20 protein-coding genes and 1 other annotated feature are annotated in these 22217 nt (G+C 49.7%); of the genes, 10 read left to right on the top strand and 10 right to left on the bottom strand.

The features are described from left to right. Positions 1–40: 40 nt before the first annotated feature. From ACETK5_RS03775 to ACETK5_RS03760, 4 genes are all read right to left on the bottom strand, one after another. The gene (locus tag ACETK5_RS03775) at positions 41–1204 is read right to left on the bottom strand and encodes an MFS transporter (protein ID WP_100538644.1); all 1164 of its coding nucleotides are present in this window, start codon (positions 1202–1204) and stop codon (positions 41–43) included. 405 nt (positions 1205–1609) lie between these two features. Next, positions 1610–3172, bottom strand: coding sequence for a 2-isopropylmalate synthase (locus tag ACETK5_RS03770; RefSeq protein ID WP_100538645.1), 1563 nt, complete (start codon positions 3170–3172; stop codon positions 1610–1612). A gap of 102 nt (positions 3173–3274) precedes the next feature. After that, positions 3275–3504: a binding site (T-box leader), on the bottom strand. An 81-nt stretch (positions 3505–3585) separates the two neighbouring features. Further along, the gene (locus ACETK5_RS03765) at positions 3586–4656 is read right to left on the bottom strand and encodes a bifunctional 3-deoxy-7-phosphoheptulonate synthase/chorismate mutase (RefSeq protein WP_100538646.1); all 1071 of its coding nucleotides are present in this window, start codon (positions 4654–4656) and stop codon (positions 3586–3588) included. Between the two features lie 427 nt (positions 4657–5083). Next, positions 5084–6289: a DUF418 domain-containing protein gene (locus tag ACETK5_RS03760; RefSeq protein ID WP_100538647.1), complete on the bottom strand. Its 1206-nt coding sequence runs from the start codon at positions 6287–6289 to the stop codon at positions 5084–5086. Positions 6290–6640: 351 nt separating this feature from the next. On the opposite strand from ACETK5_RS03760, the gene ACETK5_RS03755 reads away from it, so the two are divergent. After that, on the top strand, positions 6641–7330 hold the full coding sequence (locus ACETK5_RS03755) for a response regulator transcription factor (RefSeq protein ID WP_100538648.1): 690 nt from the start codon (positions 6641–6643) through the stop codon (positions 7328–7330). Next, on the top strand, positions 7315–8784 hold the full coding sequence (locus ACETK5_RS03750) for a HAMP domain-containing sensor histidine kinase (protein ID WP_394054322.1): 1470 nt from the start codon (positions 7315–7317) through the stop codon (positions 8782–8784). Before ACETK5_RS03755 ends, ACETK5_RS03750 begins: the two co-directional genes overlap by 16 nt. A gap of 64 nt (positions 8785–8848) precedes the next feature. Here ACETK5_RS03750 and ACETK5_RS03745 read toward each other — a convergent pair whose 3' ends face one another. Next, a complete protein-coding gene (locus tag ACETK5_RS03745; RefSeq protein WP_100538650.1) occupies positions 8849–9805 on the bottom strand; it encodes a 3'-5' exoribonuclease YhaM family protein in 957 nt (318 codons plus the stop codon). A gap of 185 nt (positions 9806–9990) precedes the next feature. Between ACETK5_RS03745 and ACETK5_RS03740 the strand changes: the two genes are divergently transcribed. Next, a complete protein-coding gene (locus ACETK5_RS03740) occupies positions 9991–10887 on the top strand; it encodes an NAD(P)-dependent oxidoreductase (RefSeq protein WP_394054321.1) in 897 nt (298 codons plus the stop codon). A gap of 162 nt (positions 10888–11049) precedes the next feature. Here the strand turns inward: ACETK5_RS03740 and ACETK5_RS03735 are convergent, their stop codons facing one another. Beyond that, complete coding sequence (locus tag ACETK5_RS03735; protein WP_100538652.1) at positions 11050–11970, bottom strand: aldo/keto reductase; 921 nt, start codon at positions 11968–11970, stop codon at positions 11050–11052. A gap of 216 nt (positions 11971–12186) precedes the next feature. Here ACETK5_RS03735 and mgtE point away from each other — a divergent pair, with 216 nt between their 5' ends. The 3 genes from mgtE (at position 12187) to ACETK5_RS03720 (ending at position 15772) form a co-directional block, all read left to right on the top strand. Then, complete coding sequence (gene mgtE, locus ACETK5_RS03730; protein WP_100538653.1) at positions 12187–13542, top strand: magnesium transporter; 1356 nt, start codon at positions 12187–12189, stop codon at positions 13540–13542. A 338-nt stretch (positions 13543–13880) separates the two neighbouring features. Beyond that, positions 13881–14477 (top strand): DUF1349 domain-containing protein, encoded by a 597-nt coding sequence (locus tag ACETK5_RS03725; protein ID WP_100538655.1) that lies wholly within the window; start codon positions 13881–13883, stop codon positions 14475–14477. A 218-nt stretch (positions 14478–14695) separates the two neighbouring features. Further along, positions 14696–15772 carry an SDR family oxidoreductase gene (locus ACETK5_RS03720; RefSeq protein ID WP_394054320.1) on the top strand — a complete coding sequence of 359 codons (1077 nt, stop codon included), beginning with the start codon at positions 14696–14698 and terminating at the stop codon, positions 15770–15772. Positions 15773–15844: 72 nt separating this feature from the next. Here the strand turns inward: ACETK5_RS03720 and ACETK5_RS03715 are convergent, their stop codons facing one another. Then, entirely contained in the window at positions 15845–16219 is a 375-nt protein-coding gene (locus ACETK5_RS03715) for a winged helix-turn-helix transcriptional regulator (RefSeq protein WP_100538657.1), read from the bottom strand. A gap of 34 nt (positions 16220–16253) precedes the next feature. Then, entirely contained in the window at positions 16254–17600 is a 1347-nt protein-coding gene (locus tag ACETK5_RS03710) for an aminotransferase-like domain-containing protein (protein ID WP_394054319.1), read from the bottom strand. Between the two features lie 179 nt (positions 17601–17779). On the opposite strand from ACETK5_RS03710, the gene ACETK5_RS03705 reads away from it, so the two are divergent. The 4 genes from ACETK5_RS03705 to ACETK5_RS03690 all read left to right on the top strand — a co-directional run bounded on the left by ACETK5_RS03705 (position 17780) and on the right by ACETK5_RS03690 (position 21163). Next, complete coding sequence (locus ACETK5_RS03705) at positions 17780–18412, top strand: nitroreductase family protein (protein WP_394054318.1); 633 nt, start codon at positions 17780–17782, stop codon at positions 18410–18412. A gap of 126 nt (positions 18413–18538) precedes the next feature. Further along, positions 18539–19522, top strand: coding sequence for a glycoside hydrolase family 43 protein (locus ACETK5_RS03700; RefSeq protein WP_394054317.1), 984 nt, complete (start codon positions 18539–18541; stop codon positions 19520–19522). Positions 19523–19705: 183 nt separating this feature from the next. Continuing rightward, a complete protein-coding gene (locus ACETK5_RS03695) occupies positions 19706–20356 on the top strand; it encodes a YczE/YyaS/YitT family protein (RefSeq protein ID WP_394054316.1) in 651 nt (216 codons plus the stop codon). A 138-nt stretch (positions 20357–20494) separates the two neighbouring features. Continuing rightward, positions 20495–21163: a hypothetical protein gene (locus ACETK5_RS03690; protein ID WP_394054315.1), complete on the top strand. Its 669-nt coding sequence runs from the start codon at positions 20495–20497 to the stop codon at positions 21161–21163. Positions 21164–21290: 127 nt separating this feature from the next. Here the strand turns inward: ACETK5_RS03690 and ACETK5_RS03685 are convergent, their stop codons facing one another. Beyond that, positions 21291–21929: an SdpI family protein gene (locus ACETK5_RS03685; RefSeq protein WP_326114598.1), complete on the bottom strand. Its 639-nt coding sequence runs from the start codon at positions 21927–21929 to the stop codon at positions 21291–21293. Next, entirely contained in the window at positions 21913–22197 is a 285-nt protein-coding gene (locus tag ACETK5_RS03680) for an autorepressor SdpR family transcription factor (protein ID WP_100538664.1), read from the bottom strand. The genes ACETK5_RS03685 and ACETK5_RS03680 overlap by 17 nt, the downstream gene beginning before the upstream one ends. Between the last annotated feature and the right edge of the window lie 20 nt (positions 22198–22217).

The raw sequence follows: 22217 nt of genomic DNA, 5'->3' as shown, positions 1-22217 counted from the left end.
GCCCCCGTTATAATCGGTGATGGTGGTTTCAGGTAATCCATCATTGATCGGAAGACAAAGGCTGTGCTTTTCCTCCACCTCGCGCGGCTGGCAGCAGGGACAGCAGGCCGAGAACAGCCAGCAGTGCCCCAACCCATAGAGGCGATGCCAAGCCATAATCGGCATCGATCGCCATTCCTCCCATGGAGGAACCAACGACAACGCCGAGGCTGATAACGGACCCATGCACCGTCGTAACAAGCGATCCCGTATCGGCAACCCGGGTGACCCGGGTCGCCATGGCCGGGTTCATGGGCACACCCGCCAAACCAACGATCACAACCGCAATCATAGCTATCGCCTGGCAGTGCACAAATAATCCGAATACCACTAAAGCCGCGGCTAGAGCGACCAACCCAATGGTGAGGATCTGCATCATATATCGATCTGCCAGCCTGCCGGTGACCATGTTGCCAAGCACCGTTGCCACGCCGTAAACGCCAAGCAGGATCGGAACCGCCCGAGCGCCAAAGCCGGCGAGATCGGTTAAGATCGGCGAGAAATAACTGAATGCGGCAAAGGTAGCTCCGATAATCAGCATGCTAGTCGCATAAGCAGCCCATAGATGGCGATTCTTTAGGGCGACAAACTCTCCCCGGATGCCGGACGATTCAGGTCTGGGTAAGGACGGGATCGTAAACTGCCCTACCAAACCGGATACCGACACCAGAACCACCACGGCCCAGAAGCTGGCGCGCCAGCCGAGCAGCTGCTCGATCCACATCGCCAGCGGAAGTCCGATCGCCGTTGCCACCATTAAACCGCCGAGGACGATCGACGCCGCCCTTCCACGCGACTCCGGACCGACGAGGGAAAAGCAAATCGCAAGCGATACGCCAAACGCTGCCGCAGAGGAGATGCCCGTGATCACTCTGGCCGCCATCATTACTTCATATGTGGACGCGACAGCGCCCAGCGTCTGACCGACAAGGAAGATGGCAGCCAAGATCATAAAAGCCTGTTTGCGCGGCACCTTTAAAAGCCCCACCGTCAGCAGCGGCCCTCCTATAATCATGCCGACAGCATAAGCGGTAATGAGATACCCGATGGCTGCAACCGAAACGCCGAATTCTGCTGAAAGCGAAGGCATCATGCCTGCTACCATAAACTCAGAGGTTGTCATCGAGAAGATCATTAAACCCAATATATAAATGGAAAATGGCAATGGGAACAACTCCTATCATGATGATTCTATAGTTTTGTAACTTTCGGTACAAAAATAAACGCAATAACTCCGACTATTTTACCGTTTGGTACAGAACCTTACAAAAAAATAATACACCTCGCCCACTCTAAATTTCTGCATGGATGAACATGCCATTTCGCAGCAAGGACGTATCCCTCCGAATTCTTCGCATCATGAGCGGCTCCTCTCCTATAGTTTCCAGCTCATTATATATATTTTGTAACGATCGGTCAATAAGCATGTTTCTAAAAAACAATCCGATGCGGGCGGCCGCATACCCCCCATCTACATTAGTAGTAGACGTGAGGTATCCACCCTCCGCACCAGCATTACATTACTGTTATGACTTGGCCTTTGGTGAACGCAACCATCTCATAACATGAACTATCGTGCATCCACCGGCGCTTGCACCTGCGCATCCTGGCCGGCATCAAGCAATACCGCGTTAATCCCGTTAAGAAAAGCCAAAGCGCTTGCCTTAATGATATCCGTATCCATGGCGCGCCCGGAATAGACTTTGCCTTGATATTCGATTCGGATATTCACCCGGCCGATGGCCTCTTTTCCCCTGGACAGACTGTTGATTTTGTAATCCTTCAACTGTACGTCCAAACCGACCAACGCTTTCATGGCGCTGTACAGCGCATCGATCGGGCCATCCCCCACCATGCTGTCCCTGAACGTCTCGCTGCCTTTTCTCAGCTTCACGGTTGCCGTCGGATACAGATCATTGGTCACGACCTGGAACGAATCCAGCTCATACAGATGACTGCTGACTTCTTCATGGGTACGATGCTGGGTCACCAGATAAAAAACGTCATGGTCATATACTTCCTTCTTGGCATCGGCAAGCTGCAGGAATTTCTCAAACAGCGCTTCAAAATCTTCGCCTTCGCCTGTCTCGAAGCCCAGCTTCTCCACCGCATTCTTGAACGCATGCCTTCCGGACCGCGCCGTCAGGATCAGCTCCATGCTGTCGGCGCCGACTTCCTCCGGCGACATAATTTCATAAACCTGCTTATCCTTCAGCAGACCATCCTGATGAATACCGGAAGAGTGCGCGAATGCGTTCTCGCCCGTAATCGCCTTGTTCACCTGCACATCCAGGCCCGTCAAATGCGTCAGCAGCCGGGAGGTTCGGATCAGCTCCTTAAGCCGGATGTTGGTGGAGGCCTTAAAGTGATTCTCCCGGACCTTCAGCCCCATGACCACTTCTTCAAGCGACGTATTGCCTGCGCGCTCCCCCAAACCGTTGATGGTGCATTCCACTTTCTCGGCGCCGTTTCTCACTGCGCTGAGCGTATTTGCCGTAGCAAGCCCCAGATCGTTATGACAGTGAACGCTGAGGACAACCTGATCGTTCAGATTCTTCAGGCGCTCGTTGATTTTGCGGATCAATTCGCCGAATTCATCCGGAACGGCGTAACCGACCGTATCCGGCACGTTAATCATTGTTGCTCCGGCCTTCACGACGGCTTCGATCGTTGTCCACAGATATTCAAAATCGGACCTGGAGGCATCCTCCGTCGAATACTGCACATGGGGCAGCAGCGTTTTGGCGTACTTCACGGCATCCACGCCCATCTGAAGCACGGCATCCTTGGAACGGTTGAATTTCTTCTCCACATGGATGTTCGAGGTGCCGAGCACGATATGAATCAGCGGGTTTTGCGCGAGCTTAATGCTTTCATATACGGCATCGATATCGCCCTTCACCGCGCGTGCAAGCGCAGTAATGGAGACGCTGTCTCCCACGGTTCTGGCGATTTCCTGAACCGCTTGAAAATCCCCTGCCGAAGACGCGGGAAAACCCGCTTCGATAATATCGACGTTCAGCCGCTTTAGCTGCTGTGCAAATTCGATCTTTTGCTGTACGTTCAGTTTGGCGCCCGGAACCTGCTCTCCGTCGCGCAAAGTCGTGTCCAATACAATAATGTTGCGTTCCATTTGATATTCCTCCTCGATAATCGATCGTTCATTTCGTTGATTTATATCAAGCGGGGTTGGTTAAACCCGGAATTTAACCAACAAAAAAACCCCGCCTCTACGTATAGAGGCGGGGTTGAACCCGCGGTACCACTCTAATTCATTTTATGCAAAATGATCTTCTTCGATGGCCATCACCATCTATCCCTATAACGGTGGAACTCCGGCTAACCCTACATGATCAGGCAGCTGTTCATAGACGAGTTCAAAGGGAACGACATTACCGTTTCACACCTGCCAACGGCTCTCTGAAAAGTCATTTCGCTTTTACTATTTCTAATCAAAACATTTCGATATGAATTTTGATAACTATCTTAAGGAATGAGAATCGTTTTGTCAACCCTTTATCTTCCAGAGGCCAAAGAATGCATGGTTTACAGCAATCCGGACTTCTTCACATTCGCCAGGAAATCATGGAATTCCGGAATATTCAGCTGCTGCGCCGCATCGGACAACGCCGTAGCCGGATCGGGATGAACTTCGACCATCACGCCGTCCGCACCTGCAGCTAGAGCCGCTCTGGCACAAGGAGCCAGGATGTCCTTGCGGCCTGTGGAATGGGTCACGTCCACCAGCACAGGAAGATGCGTTTCTTGTTTCAGAATCGGCACCGCCGAGATGTCCAAGGTGTTTCTCGTCGCCTTCTCGTACGTCCGTATGCCGCGTTCAATCAGCATCACCTGCGTATTGCCGCGAGACACGATGTATTCCGCAGCGTGCACGAACTCATCGATCGTAGCCGCAAGACCGCGTTTCAACAGCACCGGCGTCTGAACGTCGCCCGCCGCTTTTAACAGCTCAAAGTTCTGCATGTTCCGCGCACCGATCTGAATAACGTCAATGTATTCGCACGCAAGCTCGATATGCGCAGGGTCCACGATCTCGCTGATCGTCTTCAGCCCGAACTCGGACGCCACTTCCTTCAGAATTTTCAGACCTTCAATGCCCAAGCCCTGAAAATCGTAAGGCGACGTTCTCGGTTTGAACGCGCCGCCGCGCATGACGGTTATGCCTGCTTCCTTAAGGGCAGCCGCAACCTGGCGTACTTGCTCATAACTCTCAACGGAGCACGGCCCTGCGATCATGACCGGCGTGCCGCCGCCAATGATGGTGCTGCCCAGTTGAATCAGGGTATCTTCCTGTTTCTTCTTCCGGCTCACCAGCAAATGCTTCTTGTGATCGACTTGCTGCAGCTTCAAGGACGCCTGGAAAATCTGTTTAAATAAATGACGCACCGTTTCATTATCAAAAGGACCTTGGTTATGCTCCACCAGAGTATCCAACATTTTTTTCTCGCGTACCGGATCAAAATCAGGAACTCCCTGCTTTTGCTTCTCCTGACCGATCTCCTGGGCGATCCGTGCCCGTTCCGACAGCAGCTCCAGCAGCTGAAGATTAACGGAATCGAGCTCCGATCTTAATTGTTCCAAACGTCCTTGACTCATCTGAAATCTCTCCCTCACCTATTTTTCTAGTTTATGAAAACAAAAAGACCCCCCGCCCGGAAAGGGACGAGGAGTCGTGGTACCACCCTTATTAGATATGCAAAAAAAAGCAAACACATCTCACTTGAACCTCTTAACGCAAGGGTTACGGGTAAACCTACCATCTGCACGAAACATGCAGATTATCAGCATACCAGCTCCGGAATGAACTTCAGCGGAGAACCTTCGCCCGGGCGCTCTCAGTCGGTGGCGGCCCTTTCCTGTCAGGAACGTTCTTTCGCTTACTCTTTCCATCATCGCTTGTTATAACATATCGTGTTGGTTAATTAAGAAGCATTGTATTACACCCGGGATCGATAATGCAAGAGTTTTATTTAAAGCTTGGGTGCTTTGATGCAGCGAAGACTTAAATGGGCGGCCTTGTTCTTCAGGAAGAAACATGCACCCTTTCTCTTTGTTTCACCGGATTTCCCCAATACGTAAACATGCGCCAAACGTATTCAAATGGTCCGATCGGAAGCCGCTTTAACCAGGCTCTACTGAATACAACTTGCATAGCGAAGATAATGAATACCATCACCATCTGCCAGATCGGTTCGATCATTCCGTACCACCCCAATCCGTAGCTGTAAAAGATCAATCCGCAAAGGATCGATTGCAGCAAATAGTTGGTGAAAGCCATTTTTCCCGGATAAGAAAATAGATCCAACACCTTCTGCCACGATTTGTTCTGGTATAAAAGTGCAAACAATCCGATATAGCCCAGGGTCAAGAGTGGTGCCCCAACGAATAAAACGACGGCCTCGCCCCAGGATGGAAGTCCTTCCGCCAGCGACATCACGAGTTGAAGGACAAGACCCAGACCTCCGCCCATCGCGACCAATCGGATGATCCCCTTCCGGTTCTTCCGGACCTCATGCAAAATACGGCGCTTGCAGAAGTAGGCACCCATTAGGAACATCCCTAATACTTGCGGGTAAAAGACCACCATATTCAAGATGGAGCCGATGTAATCATTCAGCCGCTGAGCGATGATCTTGGCCATCGTCCCCTCACCGTATATGGCGGCATCCCGCTCCTGGAAATAGATTCCGATCTGATGGGCATCCGCCTGGCTAAACGGCTCAAAGACTTGTCCGGCCGAAGAGCTCAGCAGGCTTGCTCCCGTCAGGAGAACGGGAACGAGCAGCAGCAGGGACAGTGACCAGATCAGCAGCGTTCTCGGCTTGCAGCGTTGAAACAGCATCAGTAGAAAACCCATGAGTGCATAGTGGGTCAGAACGTCTCCGTACCAAATCAGGATTCCATGGATCAGACCGATCAGAAGCAATGCCGTCAACCTTCGAGCATAGATGCGATTAAAGTTCCGGCCTTTTGCCTGACTGCTCTCCTGTAACATCACCATGCCAAAACCAAACAGGAAAGAGAAAATCAAAATAAATTTGCCGTCAATGACAATTCCGCGCAGCAGCATCAGGACTTCATTGTACCAGCCTGACCATAATTCGACCCCGAAAGAAATCGTTTGTAGCGATGTCGTAAAAAACGTAATGTTCACCAAAAAGATGCCTAATAGTGCAAATCCCCTCAAACTGTCAATGAGCCTTATTCTTGGCTGTAGATTCGTTGCCATCATTGTACCTCCTTATCAATGTGCCTTCAGGTTAAGGTACAATCATAAAGAAAGGATAAAGAAACTCATCTACTAACCTGTAAATTTACAGTAGCTTAAACATCACTCCGCATGCGGATCATTCTTCCGATCGCTGTTGCCCCCAGATTTCTATCTATCCACTAAAGAATGGTTGAAATCCGTGAGCAAAGGCGACCGCTGCCGCTTCTCCAGAATGATTCCGTCTGCTCCGTTGAAGTATGGGCACTTATAAACTTCAAGTAATCCAACTTTCTTTATTCATTCTTTAGAAATGACGTGTACACTAATCAGATATATTTTAAAAGCTATTTCTTGGAGGAAGTAATCGATATGGCAAACGAAACGATCCTATTGGTAGATGATGAAGAAGAGATCATCTCTTTTATACAAGACGCGCTGGAGCTTGAAGGCTATCACGTACTGACTGCCGGAAGTGGACGGGATGCATTGATCCAGAGCAAACAACAACCGTCCCTGATCATACTCGATGTGATGATGCCCGAGATGAACGGCATTGAGGTCTGCGAGCACCTTAGGGAAAGGACGCAGTGTCCCATTGTGTTCTTGAGTGCTTGCCAAAGTGAAGTGGACCGGATACGAGGGCTGGCTGCGGGCGGGGACGATTATCTGCTCAAGCCCTTCAGCCTCGCGGAATTGAAAGCCAGAATCCATGCCCATCTTAGGCGAGAACAGAGAATCCACACGCAAAAAGAACAAGGCATCCTGCGGTTCCAAGCCCTGACGATCGATTGCAAGGGACATGCTGTTAGCTGCAACGGGCACAGCATCGCTCTGACGAATAAGGAGTATCAGATCGTGGAACTGCTGGCGATGCATCAGGGGCAGGTCTTTTCCAGAGAGCAGATTTACGAGAAGTTATGGGGGTTTGACGCCGAGGGGGACGACGCTACCATTACCGAGCACATCAAGAAAATCCGGGCCAAGCTGGCCGCCCATGCACAGAACCGCAGCTATATTCAAACCGTATGGGGCATTGGCTACAAGTGGGATCCCAAATGATGAAGCAGCGTTCCATCAAAAACACGTTCGCCCGCCATTTCGTCTCGATTCTGGCCTGCAGCCTGCTGGCTACGCTTGTAACCTGGGGGCTGCTCGTGCTGCTGCTCGGGTACCTGTTCAACCATGACATCGCGCTCCCGGCGAATCATTACGAAGCTCAAATCCCTGTTATTTCGGAATACGTCGAGGCCCGGGGCGATTCGGTCATCAGCACGCAGGGACAAGCCGATCTGGAAAAGGTAATCCCCTCGCAGGGCATGTCCTACCTCGTTGTGTCCCTTACCGGCGAACCTTTATACGGGGATCTTCCTCTCTACGAATCGCTTGACCGGCGGAAGATCATGGCACGCTTAAACCAGATCCACAGAAGCATGAATCAAGTCGTTAAGTACATTCCGGTTGTCTCCAGTGACGGAGATCTTGCAGGGGCTCTTCTGCTTGGATACAACCTGAAGGTGACGGCAGCCAATCCGGCGCTGAATCCTTTGGTAACCTTCGGGTTCCTGGCCTTTTTTCTGACCCCTTTTCTGTATATCATCCTGTTCACTCTGATATTCGGAAGGCGATTCAGCCGAAAGATCAGCACTCCGCTGCAGCAGCTTCTGCAAGGAGCCGAACAGATTAAAGAGCGAAACTTACACTTTTCCATGACAGGAACATCGTCCATAACGGAAGTTAACCGGCTTACGAATGCTTTTGAGGACATGCGTCAAGAGCTTGAGCAATCCATCGAGCGGGAATGGAGATTGGAGCAGGATCGAAGCACCATGTTTGCGGCTCTCGCTCACGACCTTCGGACACCGCTTACGATTATTCAAGGACATGTTGAAGGCCTGGAGCAGATGAGCGGGGAGTCTTATGAAACCAAACGATCGCAATATCTGCAAGTCATCAAACGCAACACGGCACGTGCTTCGAAACTTCTTCAGGATATGAACACCATCGCAGAAATTGAAAAGGTGTCTTTTCGGCTCCAGCCCCTTCCCGTGGATATTGAGGAGCTGGCGGATGAAAAAACCATGGAATATACCGCTTTATGCAGCAATATGAACATAACCTTCCATACAGAAATCAATGATAACCGAATGAACAAGAAACCCGTCATCTTGGATCCTTATCGCATCATGCAGGTTCTGGATAATCTCGTTTCGAACAGCATTCGATATACCCCTGAAGCCGGACAGATTCTATGGCGTATCGAACTCACCGAGCAGCAGGTGATGATGTCTGTTACGGATAATGGAGCAGGCTTTGGGAAGCAGCAAGATCTGCAGCAGGTATTTAAGCAGTTTTATCAAGGAGAACATCCTTCCTCCAGACAAAAAGGGCATTCCGGTCTGGGGCTGTATATCGCCAAACTTCTAATTCAGCATCATGGAGGGCATATTTCCGCCGAGAATACCTCACCTTGCGGGGCGACAATCCGCTTTACCATACCGATCCAAGAATCATAAGCCTCCCGAGGCATCATAAAGAGGCATCCTGCCCGATCCCATGAATCGGGGGATGCCTCAATCGTTATACCTTTAACCGATAAATTGCCTTATTGTCGAGTCCGCGGATCATCGGTGTCCATGGCTCCGTTTCAAGCGTCGTATCCAGGGCGTCCTCCACCATCTGCAGCTTGGCGTCCAGCAGGTCGATATGGTGCAGCGCGACGGCTTCGGCCGTTTGCGGCTGAACCGGGCTCCCCCACTCTCCGAGGTTATGGTGGGAAAGTACGAGATGCTGCAAGCCCAAAACCACTTCGGATTCCAGCGCGATGTCGTTCTGAATGGCCGCTTCCACGATCCAGTTGGATGCCAGGGCGATATGTCCGATCAGCTTTCCCTGGTTGCTGTAGTCCGTAACGATGCCCATCTGGGCGATCATCTCTTCCGGCTTTGCGATATCATGCAGGATAATGCCGGCCTTGATCAAGTCCGGATTCAGAAACGGCCGCTGCTTGCAGATGAAATCGCCAATCTCCAGCATGCGGACAATATGATAGGCAAGTCCGGCAAAATAGGCATGATGATAGGTTTTGGCAGCCGGATAATGCATCAGCTTCTCTTCCACCTTCGACACGCAATACTGCACAATGCTTCGTACCTGCGGCTCCGCAATCTCGTTCATCGTAAGTTTAATTGTATGTAACAGATCCACGGGGCGAATTGGCGCAGCCCTCACAAAATCGGTCAAGGAAACGCCATCCTCATCCGTTGCCTTGCGGATTCGGCTGATTTTGACTTGAGGCTGATCCCGGTAGCTCAGCACGGTTCCCTGGATTTTGACTAATTGCATCGGCAGGAACGTTTCTTTATCCTGAATGGTCACATCCCAGTACTTGGCCGAAATCTGGCCGCTCGCATCCGAGAGAATAATGTCAAAATAATCTTTCGGCGGCGTGCCGTTGGTCTGTCTCATATTTAATTCCTTCAGCAAGTAAAAACCAACAAAATCATCTTGAATGCTAAGTTTATTAATAGGTTTCATCTGGTTCCTCCCCAAAAAATCCCGTTAAGTTAACTATAACAAAGTCCCGTGCAATGAGTCTATCACACTGAAATATCCGCTCTGCAAAATCACAGAATCATAAGCCGAACTTCAGCAGTTGACTTTGACACCAGTGTCATCGTTTAGCATGGGGTTAGACTTATCGAGAGGAGCTATAATTCAATATGAAAAACAGTACGCAAAGTCAATCATCAGTGACGATCATAGGCCTGGGACCGATGGGCCAAGCGATGGCACGCACGTTTCTAAACCATGGCCACGCAGTCACCTTGTGGAATCGTACGGCCAGCAAAGCCGATGAGCTTATCAAACTGGGAGCTGTCGGAGCCTCTACAATTAAGGAAGCACTGGATGCCAATGAGCTAGTGCTTCTAAGTCTTACCGACTACAGCGCAATGTACGCCATCCTGGAAAATGCCATAGAAAGCCTCGCCGGCAAGGTATTCGTTAATCTAAGCTCGGACACCCCGGAGAAAGCCCGGGAAGCAGCCAAATGGCTGGCCGGACATGGTGCTTCGCATCTAACAGGCGGTGTGCAGGTTCCTCCGTCGGGAATCGGCAAGTCGGAATCCTTCACCTTTTACAGCGGACCCTTGGATATCTTCGAGGCACACAAGGAGGTGCTTGAAGTGTTGACTAGCACGGACTACAGGGGGGAAGATCCTGGACTCGCCGCGCTGTATTATCAGATCGGAATGGATATGTTCTGGACGGCTATGCTCAGTTATCTCCACGCTGTTGCAGTAGGACAAGCGAACGGCATCACGGCAGAGCAATTGAAGTCACATGCAATCAGCACGATGGCTTCGCTGCCACAATTCATTGAGTTCTATACCCCGCGCATCGATGCAGGAGAATATCCGGGGGACGTAGATCGGCTCGCCATGGGCGTTGCCAGCGTTGAGCACATCGTTCATACCACACAGGATGCAGGCGTTGACGCTTCATTGCCTGAAGCGGTTCTGGAGATCTTCAAGCGGGGGTTGGCGAATGGCCGTGAAGGGGACAGCTTTACCAGCCTGATTGAATCGTTCAGGAAAACCGCGGCATCATCGCATTGAACCATCCCGCGCATCATCGAGTGAACTTTAAATTTCGATTCTTGCCTGAGAAGCGAATGGTTGATCGGTTTCCAACAAGATACGGATGACACAAGAAAAAGCACCCGCGGGTGCTTTTTCTGTCATCGCCTTTTCGCATTCGAGTCGAGGCCAGTATTAATTTTAAGATTTCCATGCACCCGGATGGTCGTCTTGAACCAAATCCAGCTCCACGGCTCTCGCGTTTGCCTCCACCTGCTCGACGCTCTTGCAGCCTGGAATGACGCAGCTGACAGCCGGATGCTTCAAGCACCAGGCCAGCGCCCACTCGGCCATATTCACGCCCTCCGGCACTTCGTTCTGCTTAATCTCTTCCACAAGCTTCAGCTTGGCGTTGATCTCGTCCTGGTCACGGTTCTTGCGCACGTTATCGCTGAAGACCGTCCCTGGCTTATACTTTCCGCTTAAGTACCCGCTTGCAAGCGGAACTCGCGCCAATACTCCAAGATCCTGCTTCAAACATGAAGGAAGAACCTCTTCCTCCGGAGCTTGCTCCAGACGGTTATACACGACCTGAATGGCTTTGGCATTCACCTCCGCAGCCTTATCCGTTTGATAGATGTTTCTGTTACTTCCAATAGAAATGCCCAGATTACGGATGGTTCCCGCCTGAACCTGCTTGTCCAGCATCGTCCACATCTCATCATTGTTGAACACTTCATCCGAGCCGGAATGGAATTGATACAGGTCGATGTAATCGGTACGAAGCGCTTTAAGTGATTCCTCGAGCTGAATTCGAATCTGCTTCGTATCCCATGCGTTCTCCCACTGCTCATGCCATCGATGACCAAACTTCGAGGCAATGACCCAATCCTCGCGGCGGTCGCGCGACAAGAAATCACCGATGAAATTCTCGGACATATGATGAGGACCATAACATTCGGCTGTATCGAGCAGATTAATGCCTAGCTCCTTCGCATGCGTTAAAATGGCATCGACTTCCTGTTGGTTGAAATCCTTCCCCCAATCACCGCCAAACTGCCAGGTTCCCACACCGACTACCGATACTTTCAGATCGGTTTTTCCGAGACGTCTGTACTTCATATACTCACCCCTACTCTTAGATTTGTGCGCCTATATCTTATTTGAAATTGCAACCGTTTGCAACTGATGCTGCGGACTCTTTTTTCTCGTCCATCACCTATATTTTTCATCCGCTCGCCGTATCCGGATTGTTTAATAATAAGTCGTTATGGTGAACCCTATAATACGTAATCATTTCGTTATTATAGAACGGAATCAGAAAGGAGGATTGTCGGCGTGAATACTCGGACACTGGAGCAATGGATGCCGGACATTATAGAGAGTCTGAAAGCAAAAACACCCAATGACTTTCAGCGAATGATCGATGAATTTCTTCCTTATGACCTGGCCAGAATACATAGCCATCTCAGCGATGCGGACCAGACCCGATTTCTGCAGTTTCTGAACGAGGAGCAGCTGGCCGATATGATTCAGGAAATGGAGCATGACCAGCAGATCGAAGTTTTGGGCAGGCTGGGCAAAGAAAGAACGGCCATCATCATGGACTTGATGGATAACGACGACCTCGCCATTTTGCTGGATGAGCTGTCACCTGAGCAGAAAGACGAATTCCTCAAGGGAATGCGGGACGAGGAATCCCAATTTGTCTTGAACCTGATGAAATACCCGCCGGAAACTGCGGGCCGAATCATGACCAATCGTTACGTGTGGATTCCCCAGCATTACACCGTATCCGAGGTCGTCCAGAAGCTGAAAACCTACGTCTCCATTTCCGAAACGATCAACTATCTGTACGTCATAAACCAAGACAAGAAACTGATGGGCGTGGTGTCTTACCGGGGTCTTATCTTGGCCGAACCGGATGAATATATGGTGGATATCATGCACAGCCGGGTGCTGTCCGTACCTGTGGATGCCGATCAGGAGGAAGTCGCTCAGATGATCCAAAAATACGATCTGGTCGCCATCCCCGTCGTTGAACAGGATAACAAACTTGTAGGCATCATTACGGTTGACGATATTCTCGACGTCGTCATCAAGGAAGCCGATGAGGATATTCGAAAAATGAACGCCACCGGGGGCAAATCCATTGACTTCAACACCAAAGCAACCGTTGCCGCCTTTCGAAGATTACCGTGGCTGATCCTGCTCTTATTCATCGGTCTGATCTCGGGAACGATCATTTCCCGATTTGAAGAGACGCTGGCACAGGTTGTGGCGCTAGCCTTCTTCATGCCCATGATTGCCGGAATGACCGGCAATACCGGCACGCAGTCGCTAGCTGTTATTGTACGCGGCCTGACTACGAAAGAAATGACCAAATCGCTGGTGTACCGGCTGTTAGCAAGAGAGCTGAAGGTCGGCTTGATGATCGGGGTCACATGCGGGATCCTGATATCCTTGATCGCATATTTCTGGCAGGGCAATCTCTATCTGGGGTTTGTGGTCGGAAGCTCGTTGATTGCAACACTCATCGTGGGCACGATGGCAGGTACAATCATTCCGCTCATTCTGTTCAAATTCAAAATTGATCCGGCCGTGGCCTCGGGACCGTTAATTACAACCATTAACGATATTCTCTCGCTTGTCATCTACTTTGGCATCGCGACCCTGTTTCTGTCCTATATCTAGCCGACCGCCGGGATGAACATTCCCTTTCAAAAAAAAGACTTCCGATTCATTCACCGGAAGTCTTTTTATTTGGAATCCGGCAGTTCGATGTCGAGGATATCATCAACTCAAAAACGGCTGGGTCTTATGAAAACTTACGGAACAAGCATGATGATACATTTCCTTTTCTACCTTTTTTTTCTTGCAAATGATGCCACCTGGTTTATTATATATGTAGTTCAGATCAAGAACTTAAACATGCTAAATACGAAGTACATAGAGTATATGTTATATGCTAGAATCTGCCCGGCTTGGTTCAACATGAAGTTTGCATTCAATCCAATAGAGGAGTGATGGTTATGAGTATGAATTTATTTCATCCCGAAACAAGACAGAAATTAATGTGGTTGAATGAGCCTGAGCATTGGGAGTTTACATCAGATGACCGGCTAATCATGGATGCCCCGTCGAAGGCAGACTTTTTCAAAGACCCTGGAGGAAAACATATAGCTCATTCTGCCCCCTATCTTCACCTTCAGGTTGATTCTACCTTCCAGCTAGTAACGCAGCTTCAGGTAGATATGCTCCATTTATATGATTCCGGGTGCTTGATGTTGATGGCAGACGAGAATAATTGGGCCAAGCTATGTTTTGAATACAATGGTGAGTATGCTACGATTGTGTCCGTTGTTACCCAGAACGGCTTTTCGGATGATTGTAATTCCGAGCGTGTATTCGTTAGCAAGCCTTATCTAAAAATAACGAAGAAGGATAGAACTATTTCTTTTTACTACTCATCGGATGGTGAAGCTTGGAAATTGATTCGATACTTTGGAATGGATGCCTCGACTCCATTTACAGCGGGTGTGGTAGCCCAATCACCGATGGGAGCAGGTTGTCGAGTCCAATTTCTGTCTTTGTTTTTATCTGAATCGGATGAGAAAAGCAGGTTTTAGTATAATATATTCAAAATAATAACATTTTTCTCACTCGAACTGGCCATCATGAAAATGATAGGGTGAGCTCATCGTATCTCCTTAGATTGAAAAATGGTTGGCATAACTTAAACATTACCAAAAAGTAATTATATCACTTCAAAGTGCGTACTTCTCAAGCCGAACCCTAACGTGCAAAATGACATTAATCAAGAACATCACGTTAGGGAGATGAACCTATGAATACAGATCAACGTTCACATCATTCGCAAAAAACAGCTTTGGTTGTAGGGGCCAACGGGGTGATCGGCCGCAACCTCATCGAGCACCTTTCGACGCTTCAAGGCTGGGATATCGTCGGCGTATCGCGCCGAGGCGGAGATTCCACGAACCGCGTACGTTATATCTCCGCCGACCTGCTTGATCGGGAGGATACGATTGCCAAATTAAGCTCTTTGACCGAAGTGACGCATATCTTCTATGCGGCTTATCAGGACCGGCCAACGTGGGCCGAGCTTGTCGCACCAAATCTGGCCATGCTTGTCCATGTCGTGGAAGCTATCGAGCCCATTGCTGCCAATCTGCAGCATGTCAGCCTGATGCAGGGCTACAAGGTATACGGCGCGCATCTCGGTCCATTCAAGACGCCGGCCCGGGAGACGGATGCGAACCATATGCCGCCAGAATTCAATATCGATCAGCAGAACTTTTTGGAGGAACGGCAGCAAGGCAAAGCCTGGACCTGGTCCGCGCTGCGTCCATCCGTTGTCAGCGGATTTGCCCTTGGAAACCCGATGAATCTGGCGATGGTCATTGCCGTCTATGCCTCGATTTCAAAAGAGCTCGGCATTCCTCTGCGTTTCCCAGGTAAGCCGGGAGCCTATCACAGTCTGCTGGAGATGACCGATGCCGATCTGCTCGCCAAGGCCACGGTTTGGGCTGCTACCGATGAACGATGCGCCAATCAAGCATTTAACATCACGAACGGGGACCTGTTCCGCTGGAACGAGTTGTGGCCGAAGATTGCGAATTATTTCGGCATGGAAACCGCGCCGCCCCTGCAGATGAATCTGGAAACGGTCATGGCGGATAAAGAGCCGGTCTGGAATCGTATGGTTGAGTTGCATGGACTTGCGGAGCACACGTATCAAGAGGTTTCATCCTGGAAGTTCGGTGATTTTGTGTTCTCCTGGGATTATGATTTCTTTGCAGACGGTTCGAAGGCACGCCGCTTCGGTTTTCATGAGTATGTCGATACGGAAGCCATGTTCATGAATATCTTTGACGAGCTCCGGCGGCGTAAAGTCATTCCATAAGTTATTGCGCAAGCTGCATGACGAAGAGCCGACTATACGTGGAATAGTCGGCTCTTTCATTTATTATACCTTTTAATGCCGATCCTCAAATGCCGGCTTCTCCAGCACCATGGCCGATTCCCCATACTTCCGTTCGATATGAATATCTCCCCATCTGCACATCAAATGAAGAATTTCCTTCAAGCTCCAGCCATACTCGCTCAATTCATACTCCACCTTGGGCGGAACCTGATTATACGTCTTGCGTAATATAATGCCCTCCTCTTCCAGCTCCCGCAGATGCTGTGTCAGCATTTTTTGGGTGATCTGGGGAATCAGGCTTAAAAATTCGCTGTTGCGTCTTTTACCGAAGGTAAGATGAAATAGAATGACCGGTTTCCACTTTCCGCCGATGACCTCCAGCGTAGCTTCGACCGCGGTGTTGTATACTTTTTCCTTATGCTCCATGAAAAGCCTCGCTCCTTCGTTCCACGATATGGCATTACCAGTGATTTCCGACCTCTCGCTTTACTTCTTCCACTATAACACGAACCCCTTCCTCGATCTGATCCAATCGCGCTCTGGAAATACTGATACGTATAAACTTCTCGCGCATAAGGTAGTCGGACAGATAAAAAAGCTTGCCGGACACCACATGAACGTTCCGCTCTTGCAGCCGCCTGATCAATCGCTCCAGGTTAACGGTCTGCGGCAGCTTAAACAGTTTATATATGCCGCCGTCGCCGGGCATGGCTTCAATGAATCCGGTTCCCTCGTACCGCTGCAAAGCGGCATTCAGGGCTTGCATTCGGGTTTCATACTGGCTGTAAATTTTCTGCTTATGCCGCTCGTACATCCCGTTGCTGATATAAATTTCGAGCGCCGCTTGGGACAGCAGCGACGTATCCCCATAACTTTTGAAAGCATGAAACGTTTCAAGCAAACGTTCCGGCAGGACGACGGCTCCTAAGCGCAGTCCGGGGAAAATGATCTTGGAGAAGCTCTTCAGGTATACGACGTGCGATGTTCTGTTGTACGCATAGACAGGATCATATCCCCGTTCTTCGCCTAGATCGGCCATATAGTCGTCTTCGACGATATAGACGTTATATCGGGTCGCCAGTTTCGCAATGGCCTTCCTCTGTTCGGCGCTGTAGGAAGTGCCCAGCGGATTATGATATCTCGACATGGTATAGAAAAATTTAATATGTCCGGAGCGGAAATGCTCCTCCAGAGCCTGCAGATCGATGCCAGCTGCCGTGCGCGCGATTCCGATAACGGGTACTCCTTCACTCTCCAACAACTGCAAATAATTATTGTAGCTAGGCTGTTCGACCAGAATGACGGACTTTCCGCCGGGAAACGCCATTTTAGTCAAAATCTCAAGTGCCTGCTGGGCGCCCGCCGTAATCATGATCCTCTCCGCGGTAGTGAACACTTGAGCTCCTGCCAGATGGGAGACCAGCGTATGGCGCAGTTTCTCCATCCCTTTCGGATCGCCATAGGTAAACAGCTCGTATTTATAGGTATCAATCGCCTTGTTCAGGCAATGCTGAAAATCCAGATACGGGAATACATTCACGTCCGGAGAGGCCGATGCAAAATCAATCCAACTCTTATCCATGTTATCCGAATCCCCGTCTTTCTGGACGACATAATAGCCGCTTTGCGAAACCGAATAAATGGCGTGCCGTTTCTCAAGCTCGGAATAGGCACGAATCACCGTACTGATGCTGCACCCGTAGGATTGTGCCGCACTTCGAACGGAAGGCAGCTTCTGCCCTGAACGGTATTGGCCTTCCTGAATTTTCGATTCCATATCGGTAAGAATGGATAAATACTTTTTCACGATCACGCCCCCTTGTGACTCTTATTATACAGGACCTCACCACTGTATCGGTACAGTTGTTAAAATAGGGAATGGTTTCAAACGCATCATTATCCTATATTTCAAGTAACCGTTCGCTGCTTGGGGAACACCTTCCCAGCTTTAAGAATGAAGATAACTGTGATAGGGAGCTGATTCGTATGTCATCCATCTCGCATACCGACTTTTTAACGACTGTACGTGAACGTCAAGCGGTTAAACATTTTGACCCGCAGCACAACCTCCGTCATGAAGAGATTCAAGAATTGCTTGAGATTGCGAGTACCGCACCTTCCGCTTGGAATCTGCAGCATTGGACGTATCTTGCCATTACAGATAAGGCCGCCAAAGAAAAACTGCTGCCCATCGCATATGGACAAAGGCAAATCGTTGAAGCCTCCGCTGTCATCGCGGTGTTGGGAAACCTGCAGGCCCATCATCATGCTGAAGCGATATATGACCAAGCGGTTCAGGCAGGGTTCATGCCAGAGGAGGTCAAAACGAATCTGGTCCGGCAAATTATGATTTCGTACACCAATGCGCCTGAACTCGCCCAGGAAGAAGCGATACGGAGCGCTTCCATGGCCGCCATGCAGCTCATGCTGGCTGCAAAGGCACGCGGTCTTGATTCATGCCCGATGGGCGGATACAGCGCAAGCCTACTCACGGAAGCATTCGGGGTTCCGCGCCATTTGGTTCCCGTTATGCTGGTTGCGATCGGTAAGAAGTCCGTTCCGGCTCATCCTTCTACCCGTTTACCGGTAGAAAAGACGGTAATTTGGAATCACTTCTAAGGCTCAACTAAAAAAGATCTAATATTTTTAGGTGAAAAACCTAATTTTATTAGGTTTTTTGAGTGGAAAGCGTCTGATAGAATAAATACAAGCGCTTACAATGCAACGATTCAAGGAGGAAACGTGATGACCAAACCCGTACAGCCTAACGAACCGATCGTAACCCATATCTATACCGCGGACCCTTCCGCCCACGTATTCGAGGGTAAAATTTATATTTATCCATCCCATGACCTGGATCACGAGAACACGTCCAATGATAACGGCGACCAGTATGACATGGAAGACTACCACATTCTCTCGATGGATGATGTGAATGCTCCATGCGTGGACCATGGCGAAGCCCTTCATGTGAAGGATGTTCCATGGGCGAAGAAGCAAATGTGGGCACCGGATGCCGCCTTCAAGAACGACACGTACTACTTATACTTCCCTGCCAGGGATCATGACGATATTTTCCGACTTGGCGTAGCGACAAGCTCCTCGCCTTCCGGCCCCTTTAAGCCGGAGCCTCATTACATCCCGGGCAGTTACAGCATTGACCCTGCCGTATTCGTGGACGACGATAACCGGGCCTATATTTACTTCGGCGGCCTCTGGGGCGGACAGCTGGAACAATGGCAGACGGGATCCCATATTCCGGATGCGGAAGGACCTGCCGCGGATGCGCCTGCCATCGGACCGCGGGTCGCCGAGTTGAGCGACGACATGCTTACTTTCAAGGAGACGCCGCGAGAAATATCCATCGTCGATGAGGAGGGCAACCCGATTGTCGCGGGGGATGAAGAGCGAAGATATTTTGAAGGACCTTGGGTCCATAAATACAACGGCACCTACTATCTTTCTTATTCTACCGGCTCAACACACAAAATCGTCTACGGGACGAGCCAAAGTCCAACGGGGCCTTTCGAGTTCAAAGGCACGATTCTAACACCTGTTATCGGCTGGACGACCCATCACTCCATCGTTCAGTTTCAGGATAAATGGTATCTCTTCTACCATGACAGCTCCCTCTCCGGCGGGGCCGACAACAAACGCAGCGTCAAGTTCACCGAGCTGACCTACAATGAGGACGGCACCATTCAGACGATTGATCCGTACGGTAAATAAGGCAAGAGGAAGGCTGGATTCCATGACTATGGAGTTCAGCTTTTTCCGTTTCAATTTTTTCACAGCTGCTTCGCTGTCGTTGTTTAGTGATATAATGAAAGCTGCTATCATTTTTTGATGTTAGTCGCAGCGGATCCATCTATATCACACAGAAGAAGGAATGCAACCATGACAAGGCAGCTTATGAAACGATATATCATCCTGATTGCAGGACTATTCTTAATGGGACTTGGCACGGCTCTCGTGACCAAAGCCAATATCGGAACCTCCCCGATTGCCAGCGTACCGTATGTGCTGAGTTTAAAATTCCCCCTCTCCATGGGACTGATGACCATCCTGTTATGCCTGCTGTTTGTAGTGATCCAGGTCCTCATGCTCGGTAAGCAGTTTCCCAGGATGCAGTACCTGCAAGTGTTTGTCGGTGTTCTGTTTGGCCTGTTTCTGGATATGGGGGCGTATATCGTAAGTTCGCTCAACTTTACGATGTATTTCATGAAAATTTTAGCGTTACTGACGGGATGCATGATTCTGGCGATCGGCATCTATCTTCAAATCATCGCTAATACGATCCTGAACCCGGGTGAAGGCATCGTGAAAGTCATTTCTGAAAAACTAGGTGCCGAATTCGGGAACATCAAGATCATATTCGACTGGACCCTGGTGTCCATCGGTATCGTCATCTCGCTGTTTGCTTTCGGTTCGATTGAAGGCGTACGCGAGGGTACCGTTATTTCGGCTTTTTTGGTTGGCTATTGTATCAAATTGCTGCGTCGGATCATGTTTCGTTGGCGCAGCAAAAGAACCCGGGAAGCAGTGCTTGAACAGAGCCCGTAATTTTCATGAGATAGCCTGTGGTTAAACGATCACCTATTGATTATAATGAGTGGTAAGAGACGAAGAACGTCCCAGCGCATTCCTAATTTGGAATGAAGCCGGGGCGTTCTTTTTTTATTTAGGGAGGTATGCGGTCGAATGGATTTTCGGAAGGCATATGGGATTTTTATGTATTATCATCTGAGCAACAGGACTGGAGAAAGAAGAGGCCGTCTGGAACGAGGGCATGGTGTGGCCGAAACCTTGTTTTGCCAAAAAGTCTGGTGGCCGCTGCGTGGTCACTTTCGCGATTTACATCCACAATTCGAGGTGCTGGATTGGCGCGGACGGTCCTATTACTGCAGCTTCGCTTTCATCACTCCGCATCTGAGACTGATCATTGAGGTTAAACCATTTAGCACGTATACAACCGAGACGGACCGGCAGAAATATTGCGACGAGCTGAATCGGGAAACCTTTTTATCCGCCATGGGGTATCAGGTGATTTCATTTCCTTGCGATGATGTGACCGATCGTCCGGAACTGTGCATCATGCTCCTGCGGAAGGTCCTGAGCCGGTATCTGGCAGAACCACATCCAACAAGCGTATCGTCGGTAACGGAACGCGAAATCATCCGGTTTGCATGCATGCTGGCACGGCCCCTGCGCCTGATTGACGTGAAAACGCATCTGCGACTGAATCATCGTACAGCCCTTCGCTTCCTTCACTCTCTTTGCGATAAGGGTCTGCTGATTCCCGTAACCGGATCGCAAGGCAAACATGTCGTGAAATATAAGCTTCATCCTCGTGCGGCGCAGTGTCTATAACTACTACAACGGAGGCATCTCGAACAGCAAGGCTCGCACTCTGCCGTAAAACAAACAAGCTGACCCATCGTTTATGGAGTCAGCTTGTTTTGCGATTCGTTATAGTTCATATGTTGCAGCCCGGCGGTTACACGCCCCTTTTAAACAAAGAGAAAGAGTAAATCGCTGGAGCCGCCACAATCAGTATAATGACAGGAACAATTGCGACGGCAAGATTCACTTTCAGAAACGCCGTCAGGATCATGAACGCTCCGCCTGTCATCCACAGGTACCCGGCAAAACGATGCGTTTTATTCCAATTATCCTGGCTGTTCAGCGTCCAAGGCAGCTTGATGCCCACCGTATAGTTCTGTTTGCTCTTCGGCAAATAATTGCCGGTGACCACGAGGAGCATGCCCACGAGAGCCGGTGCAATCGTCTGGATCGGCAGCTCGGCCCCCATGGCCTTGAACAGCGTGATCGGCATGAGAATGAGAGACAGCGCGGGGATAAGCCATAGACCCATCGTTCTTAAAACCGGGGCAGCGTTCATTTTCTTAGGATCGTTGTTAAGCGCTACATGGACAATGACGTTAATAACCGCCGTAATCAACGGAAGCACAAACGCCGCAACCGCCTTCGACACGTAATTATCCGGATTACCCGCCGCGTCCCAGTGAACAGCCACCTGCTCAGGCAATTGGCTGTACAGCGTCATCGATAAAATAATCGGCAACAAGCATATCAGCGTTGTTATAACCAGCATTGAACTATTCTTTTTCCTCATCTTGTTTCCCCCCGTTAAATTGTGAAAACCACAGCATGATTTCTTCGAAGACGGACACGTTGATCTCATAGTAAACATAATTTTTATATTTTGTTTCAAATATCAGTCCGGCCTTCTTTAGCTGTGACAAATGATACGAAATGGTCGCCCCGGTCATATCGAAATGCTGACCGATCTCACCGGCTGACATTTTGCCGCGTTTGAGCATAACCAGGATGTCCCGTCTCACCGGATCAGATAACGCCTTGAATGTTTCCGGAAACCCCAATGTGCATCACCAGATTTCTA

This window comes from Paenibacillus ilasis, assembly GCF_043195395.1.
Lineage (GTDB): Bacteria > Bacillota > Bacilli > Paenibacillales > Paenibacillaceae > Paenibacillus_AQ > Paenibacillus_AQ lautus.
The sequence above is the reverse complement of the archived record's forward strand: the minus strand, read 5'-3'. Positions and strand labels throughout refer to the sequence as shown.

What these genes read in the sequence shown, in the direction of transcription:
- ACETK5_RS03705 (WP_394054318.1), top strand. Translation starts at nt 17,780, where the DNA reads ATGTCATCCATCTCGCATACCGACTTTTTAACGACTGTACGTGAACGT.
- ACETK5_RS03715 (WP_100538657.1), bottom strand. Translation starts at nt 16,219, where the DNA reads ATGGAGCATAAGGAAAAAGTATACAACACCGCGGTCGAAGCTACGCTG.
- ACETK5_RS03735 (WP_100538652.1), bottom strand. Translation starts at nt 11,970, where the DNA reads ATGAAGTACAGACGTCTCGGAAAAACCGATCTGAAAGTATCGGTAGTC.
- ACETK5_RS03725 (WP_100538655.1), top strand. Translation starts at nt 13,881, where the DNA reads ATGAGTATGAATTTATTTCATCCCGAAACAAGACAGAAATTAATGTGG.
- ACETK5_RS03740 (WP_394054321.1), top strand. Translation starts at nt 9,991, where the DNA reads ATGAAAAACAGTACGCAAAGTCAATCATCAGTGACGATCATAGGCCTG.
- ACETK5_RS03690 (WP_394054315.1), top strand. Translation starts at nt 20,495, where the DNA reads ATGGATTTTCGGAAGGCATATGGGATTTTTATGTATTATCATCTGAGC.
- ACETK5_RS03720 (WP_394054320.1), top strand. Translation starts at nt 14,696, where the DNA reads ATGAATACAGATCAACGTTCACATCATTCGCAAAAAACAGCTTTGGTT.
- ACETK5_RS03755 (WP_100538648.1), top strand. Translation starts at nt 6,641, where the DNA reads ATGGCAAACGAAACGATCCTATTGGTAGATGATGAAGAAGAGATCATC.
- ACETK5_RS03770 (WP_100538645.1), bottom strand. Translation starts at nt 3,172, where the DNA reads ATGGAACGCAACATTATTGTATTGGACACGACTTTGCGCGACGGAGAG.
- ACETK5_RS03695 (WP_394054316.1), top strand. Translation starts at nt 19,706, where the DNA reads ATGAAACGATATATCATCCTGATTGCAGGACTATTCTTAATGGGACTT.
- ACETK5_RS03700 (WP_394054317.1), top strand. Translation starts at nt 18,539, where the DNA reads ATGACCAAACCCGTACAGCCTAACGAACCGATCGTAACCCATATCTAT.
- ACETK5_RS03685 (WP_326114598.1), bottom strand. Translation starts at nt 21,929, where the DNA reads ATGAGGAAAAAGAATAGTTCAATGCTGGTTATAACAACGCTGATATGC.
- ACETK5_RS03765 (WP_100538646.1), bottom strand. Translation starts at nt 4,656, where the DNA reads ATGAGTCAAGGACGTTTGGAACAATTAAGATCGGAGCTCGATTCCGTT.
- ACETK5_RS03760 (WP_100538647.1), bottom strand. Translation starts at nt 6,289, where the DNA reads ATGGCAACGAATCTACAGCCAAGAATAAGGCTCATTGACAGTTTGAGG.
- ACETK5_RS03745 (WP_100538650.1), bottom strand. Translation starts at nt 9,805, where the DNA reads ATGAAACCTATTAATAAACTTAGCATTCAAGATGATTTTGTTGGTTTT.